The sequence below is a fragment of the Rhizobacter sp. P5_C2 genome (assembly GCF_054049715.1).
This window is the reverse complement of the sequence record NZ_JBFULV010000184.1, coordinates 1-6,708: the sequence shown is the minus strand read 5'-3', so window position 1 is coordinate 6,708 and position 6,708 is coordinate 1. Positions and strand designations below refer to the sequence as shown.

The 6,708-nt window shown below is 64.6% G+C and carries 3 protein-coding genes and 1 pseudogene; all 4 read left to right on the top strand.

Annotation, left to right across the window (positions count from 1 at the left end; translation table 11 throughout):
• Positions 1 to 375 (top strand): annotated as a pseudogene (locus ACXJLU_RS32310) (RHS repeat domain-containing protein); the annotation flags it as partial.
• A gap of 7 nt (positions 376 to 382) precedes the next feature.
• Positions 383 to 2,677: an RHS repeat-associated core domain-containing protein gene (locus ACXJLU_RS32305; RefSeq protein WP_457337833.1), complete on the top strand. Its 2,295-nt coding sequence runs from the start codon at positions 383 to 385 to the stop codon at positions 2,675 to 2,677.
• Positions 2,678 to 3,302: 625 nt separating this feature from the next.
• Entirely contained in the window at positions 3,303 to 3,851 is a 549-nt protein-coding gene (locus ACXJLU_RS32300; protein WP_457337832.1) for a HEAT repeat domain-containing protein, read from the top strand.
• Positions 3,852 to 4,353: 502 nt separating this feature from the next.
• Positions 4,354 to 6,708 (top strand): RHS repeat domain-containing protein (locus tag ACXJLU_RS32295; protein WP_457337831.1); only part of this gene is annotated, 2,355 nt, incomplete at its 3' end.

The window sequence follows — 6,708 nt, the reverse complement described above, 5'->3', positions numbered from 1 at the left end:
AAGTACACCCGGGCAGGCCAACTGCTGCAGAGCACTGACCCGGACGGCGTGGTCACCGTGAACACCTACGACCTGCGCCAGCGCCTGCTGACCACGACGGTGGGCGGTGAGACGACCACGTATGGCTATGACCCGGTCGGCCAGCTGATCCTGGTGACGCAGCACGACGGCAGCTGGATCGCCTACGAGTACGACGACGCCCACCGACAGAAGGCGGTGTCGGACGACAGCGGCAACCGCATCGAGTACGCACTCGACAACGCCGGCAACTCGACCGGCCAGACGGTCAAGGACCCGACCGGCAGCCTGAAGCGGAACATGGCGCGCGTGATGGACGCGCTGGGCCGTGCGCAAGAGAACAGCGGCAGGGAGTGAGGGGAACATGAGAGCACTGCACACCATTGCACTGGCAGCGGCGCTGCTCGCACAGGCCGCCACCGCCCAGACCCTGCCGCCACCGCCGGTGTCGCCGACGCCGATCACGCGCTACGAGTACGACGCCCAGGGCAACCGCACCAAGATCATCCGCGGTGCCGGCACGCTGAACCTGGAAACCAAGCTCGGCTACGACCCGCTGTACCGGGTGAGGGACCACACCGATCCGAAGAACGGCAAGACGAGCTTCGAGTACGACGGCGGGGATCGAACCACGAAGGTCACCGACCCGAGGAGCCTGGTCACGCAGTACCCGCGCGACGGCTTCGGCAACGCGACCCAACTGATCAGCCCCGACACCGGCACGGCGAGCCAGACCTACAACGAGATCGGCAACCTGACGACCCGCACCGACAGCCGCGGGGTGCTGGAGACCTACAGCTACGACGCGATGGACCGGCTGACGCAGCTGGTCTACAGCCAGAGCGGCCAGGCGAACCAGACGGTGAGCTGGGCCTATGACTTGAAGGGGCCGGACTACAGCTACAGCGCGAACCGCCTCAGCCGCACCGATCATCCGAACGGCTGGTCGCGCTTCAAGTACGACCAGCGCGGACGGGTGCTCGAAGCGGTGCAGTCCGTGAGCCCGGCGGCAGGTGCCAACAGCACCGCCATCGTCAGCACGACGAGCTACGGCTACACGTTGGGCCGCCTGACCAGCATCACCTACCCGTCGGGTCGCAAGGTGGTGCAGAGCTACACCAGCCGGCACGTCACCGGCATCGGCCTGGCCCAGGACACGAACGGCACGCCAACACCGCTGCTCAGCAACATCAAGTGGGAGCCCTTCGGTCCGGTGACGAGCTGGAACTGGAACATGGCAGGTGGGACCACACCGCACGAACGCTTCTACGACCTGAGCGGCCGCGTGACACGGTATCGACTGGGCAACGTCTTCCGCGACGTGACCTATGACGCCGCAGATCGCATCATCAGCTTCACGCACCTGAGCGCCAACGACGGCATCCCGCAACCGGCGCTGGACCAGAACTTCGGCTATGACGAGAACGATCACATCACTCAGATCACGACGGTCGCGAGCAGCTGGTCGATCACCTACGACCCCAACGGCAACCGCACGGGCGTGAGCCTGAACGGCAGCCCGAGCGTCTACAACGTCGAGGCCACGAGCAACCGGCTGGCCAGCATCACGAACCCTGCGCGCAGCTTCGGGTATGACAACGCCGGGAACACGATCACCGACAACCCGAACTACACGGCGACCTACGGGCTGAGCGGCTCGCTCGCGAGCATCACGAAGGCCGGCGTCACCGGCACGTACACCTACGATGCCGACAAGCGGCGCATCCGCAAGGTGACAAGCGCGGGAGCCAGCAGCACGGTCATCTTTGTGTACGGACTCAACGGGGAGTTGCTCGGCGAATACGACCAGACCGGCAAGGCCATCCGCGAATACGTGTGGCTGGACGACATCCCGGTGGCGATGTTCATACCCGACCCGGCGAACCCGAGCGGCCCGCCGTTGATCTTCTACGTCCATGCCGATCACCTGAACTCACCGCGGATCGTCGTCGACATGAACAACGCGACTCGCTGGCGATGGTTCGCTGAGCCCTTCGGCACGACGGCATCGGAGGTCAACCCGAGCGGGCTCGGTGTCTTCACGCAAAACCTGCGGTTCCCGGGGCAATACGCGGATGCGGAGAGCGGGCTCTGGTACAACTACTTCCGGAATTACGATCCGTCGCGGGGCGGATATCCGCAAAGCGATCCTATTGGGTTGGCGGGGGGTAGCGCTTCAACGTACACGTATGTGGACGGAAATCCGCTTCTGGTGATCGATCCGGATGGACGAAACGCGGCATGGGCGATCTATCGATCATGGCGTTTTGGATGGGAGGCGGGCTCAGAACTCTATCCGGTCATTGAACCAGCACTGACCCCCATCGTCGACAGGCTTTTGCTACCGGACGTGATGCCGGCTGTGCCAGTGCCGCCCTCGTCAATTCCAAAAGTCGTGCCGCGGGATATCTGGTGGCCAGATAGAACAGCAGGCCAGTGGTCATGCCGAGCGCGCGCCGATTGCAATGACAACATCCCGGGGAACTGCCCTGTCGACCCGTCGAAGCGTTTTGCATTTGGCGGTGGTTCGGCGAACGACCTGGGTACGGCGAGAAATATCGCCAAGGCGAACGCAACTTCGAATTTGCAGTGCCAACCGAAGCATGTCTCGTGCAAGTGCACTGGACCTAAGCGTGAACAGTACTCTGGAGGATGTTGAGATGAACCTTGAGATACGCGTTGGCGACCGTGTACGACTGATGGGCCTGCCAGATTGGCTAACGAACGATCTGCCTGAAAGCGAGCAGGAGGAGTTGCACACATTCGTAGGCCAGTGTGCAGTTGTGAGCGACATTGATTCCCATGGCTACTTTTGGCTCGGCTTTGGTAGCACGACTCAGGTGGACGACTCCGCCCACTACAGCGGGCATTCCTTCTGCGTTCCGCGTGAGTTCATAGAGCCGGTCGTTGGCTAAGTCCCCAACGTGGAGCGAACTACTCGTTTCCAAGTTGCCGATTCAACGCACTGCGCGGTGGATCCTGTCCACCACACCTGCTCCAGGCCGCTGGTCACCACCGGCGAAAGGCGGCGCAGCACGCCGGTGTCCAGCCCGGTCGCGACCGGGCCGGCGCCCGCCAGGACCGCGCCGCCGACCAGGAGCATTTCAGAGCCGCAGTGGTCGGGATCAGAGCGAGGCAAAGCTATGTGGCAAAAAAGAGCCATCCGACCGATGCGAATGGCTTGCAGCGAATGCTGATCGGTACTCACCAGAGAGAGTGAAGCGGACGGCAAAGGCTTGGGGTTGCAAGGGGTCTCGGTGGGGTAAAGGCGGAAAGGGACGTTGATGACGATTGATGTAGGAGTAACCGGCTCATCTACGCTGCGGCTGCTGGTCTTCCAAGCCCTGCAGCAGTACTCCGAAGAGGCATTGCTGCCCATGCTTGAGGACGGCAGCAGCATTGTCAGGACTGCGGTGGCCCGTGAGTTGCAGCTCAGGGGAGGAGAACGCACGCTCACTCGCACGGTGGCGTTGCTGACATCGCCAAAAGTCTCGAACCGAGAGATCGCCGTCTTTCTTCTCGGCCAACTTGGCACGCCGCACTTCCCTTTCAAGCAGCAGACCATTCCACTGATTGAAAGTCGCTTGATTGAAGATCAAAGCGAAGGCGTTCGCGAAGCCGCCGCAGCGGCGCTGGGGCATCAGGCCGATGCTGCAAGTGTTCCTGCGTTGTTGCGGGCTGCAACGGATCCGAGTGGCAGCGTCCGTTCTGCGGTCGCGGCGAGTCTCGGACAATTCCGCTCCGCCCCTCAAGTTGCCAGTGCACTGCGTCTGCTTGCGGAGGACGCCGATGAAGCAGTCCGGGACTGGGCGCTTCATAGCCTGTCGGACTGACCTCTCGTGCTGCTGCTCAACCTTCTATCGACGATAGGTCGAGCACGTCTTATGGCCTCATGGCTAAAGCGTTCGGGCTGGCCAGGCCAGTAAGGGTTGCTGCGTAGGCGTGGCGGCGTCATGAAGTCTGGCTTCGGCGGGGGCCTTGGCTCAAGTCCTGACCGCCAGCAGATGTGCGCGATTTGATCTGCACGGTTTCTGCAAGGTGACCTTGTATCCGCGCGCTGGCGTGCACGCGCAGCTACGGCATACGCGCGCAAGGCGCATCACCAAGTTGGATCGTGTTGCACGTTGCCGACGGGTCGAGCGCCGAGTGGTTGCGGCTGTCACGCAGATCCGATGTAATCCGCCGGCCTCGTCGTCAAAGCAGTAGTCGCAGGCAAGACGAGGCCGGGGCACGTGCCGTGGCCGATGCACGCGGTTCGAAGCGAGGACATGGCCTGTGAGTCGAGACTCTGGTGGCACCCGGTGCGGGTGGAGTGCGTTGCTGCGTGCGTGCACGGTGCTGTGGCTGGCGGTGATGGGATGCACCCCGGGATTTGCACAAGTCCCTCAGTCGCAGCCCTACCAGTATTGCCGCCTCATCGATTCGGCGAGCGTGCCGAACTGTGTGAAGACGCCCGCGGAGATCCCGGCGAACTACGAAGCCTTCGTGCGAACCGACAGGGGGGCGCCGGGCACATGTTGGGACGAGACAGGCACGCAACATGTGCCGGCGCTGAGGGTGGTGTTGGACGCTTATCGCGCCGCGACGGCCTTCGACAGTGGCGGTCAGTTCATCCACTACGAGACGAGCTGCAATGGCGCGCCCTGGTTGCAGCGGGGATCGGATCCGGACTTCTACCGTGCCTCTCTGTGCCCGAACGGCCTGGGCTGGAGCGAGGCACTTGGCTGCACGGTGGTGTACACCGTGCCGTGGGCGAGGAATCCACCCGCAGGCAGCTGCCCGCTGGTGGCCGATCCCGCCGTGGGAAACCCGATCTACCCGTTGCGAGGCGCGAAGCGGGAGGTCGTGGATGCCGGTGTGGCCATCGGGCGCATGAGCCTTCAGTTCACGTATGACATGAGCGGCATGATTCCGAAGGTGCCGCAGGCACTGGCCGCGTTGGACGCTGGAGATCCGCAGCGTGGCGGGGTGCTGGGAAGTGCGCTGTGGTCCAGCAACCTCCACCGGCGGGTGGGCCTGGGGACGAGAAGTGTCGGGGCGCGCCCGAATCTGCCGGTGCCCACGACGTTCCAGCGCGGGGATGGCACCGTGAAGACGATGCTGAGCACGAATGGCGCAGCGCTGGTCGCCGAGCCCGGCAACGCGGACCGATTCACCGCTCTGGCGGACGGTAGATCCCTCTACCTCGACAGCCGCGCGAACGTGCAGGAGACCTACACCGCGCAGGGGACGTTGATGGCGATGGCGTGGGCCGACGGTCCGCGCATGGACTTCAGCTACGACGCTGCAGGGCTGCTGAGCCGGGTGGTCGACAACCGGGGCCGAAGCCTGGAGTTCAGCTACGCAGATCCGGGTGCGGGCGCCGCATGGCGGCTGAGCACCGTCACCGACGCGACGGGGCGGGTGACGACACTCAGCCACGACGCTCAGAACAGACTGACGGGCTTCGGCTGGCCGGACGGGACGGGAAGGGCCTTGCTGTACGAGCGCAGTGACCTGCCGTGGGCGCTGACGGGCGTGCGCGACGAGCGCAACGTGCGGTACTCGACCTTCGGCTATGACGGCGAGGGACGGGCGATCAGCACGGAGCACGCGGACGGGGTGGATCGGCACAGCGTGAGCTACGCCACGCCACCGAGCATCCAGATCACCGAGCAGGCGTACGGCACCGAAGGGGTGGTGCGCTACTCCACCTGGAACGTGCCGCAGGGCACGGTGCTGACGCGGCCGAACGGCAACGCCAGCAGCCTGGAGGCGACCGGCCTGAACGGCAAGAACTACATGAGCGGGCAAAGCCAGGCGGCGGGAGCGGGCTGCGGGGCGAGCGCCAGCGCGCAGGCCTACGATGCGAATGGGAACGCGGCGAGCCTGGACGACTTCAACGGCACGCGCAGCTGCTACGCGAGTGATCAGGTGCGCAACCTCCGGGTGGCATCGATCTCGGGCCTGAGTCAGACCCAGGACTGCGCGGCCCTGACGCCGGCGAATGCGGTGCTATCGGCAGGAGCGCGCAAGACCAGCACGCAATGGCATCCGGACTGGAGCCTGCCGACCAAGGTGGCTGAACCGGGCCAGATCACGACGAGTGTCTACACCGGCCAGCCGGATCCATTCAATGGCAACGCCATCGCGAGCTGTGAGCCTGGGACGGCGCCGTTGCTGGATGGCAAGCCGATCGCGGTGCTGTGCAAGCAGGTGACGCAGGCGACGACCGATGCGGACGGGCACCTCGGGTTCAGTGCGGCCTTGCAGGCCGGTGCTGCGGCGCGTGTCTCGACGTGGACCTACAACGAGTTTGGCCAAGTGCTGACGGCCAAGATCACGCGCGGCGGCGTCACCGTGACGGCGAGCTCCACCTACTTCGCCGACACCGACGCCAATCACACGAAGGGCGATCTGGCCACGACGACCGATGCCGCCGGCAAGGTGACCGCGTACGACAAGTACACCCGGGCAGGCCAACTGCTGCAGAGCACTGACCCGGACGGCGTGGTCACCGTGAACACCTACGACCTGCGCCAGCGCCTGCTGACCACGACGGTGGGCGGTGAGACGACCACGTATGGCTATGACCCGGTCGGCCAGCTGATCCTGGTGACGCAGCACGACGGCAGCTGGATCGCCTACGAGTACGACGACGCCCACCGACAGAAGGCGGTGTCGGACGACCGGACGACAGCGGCAACCGCA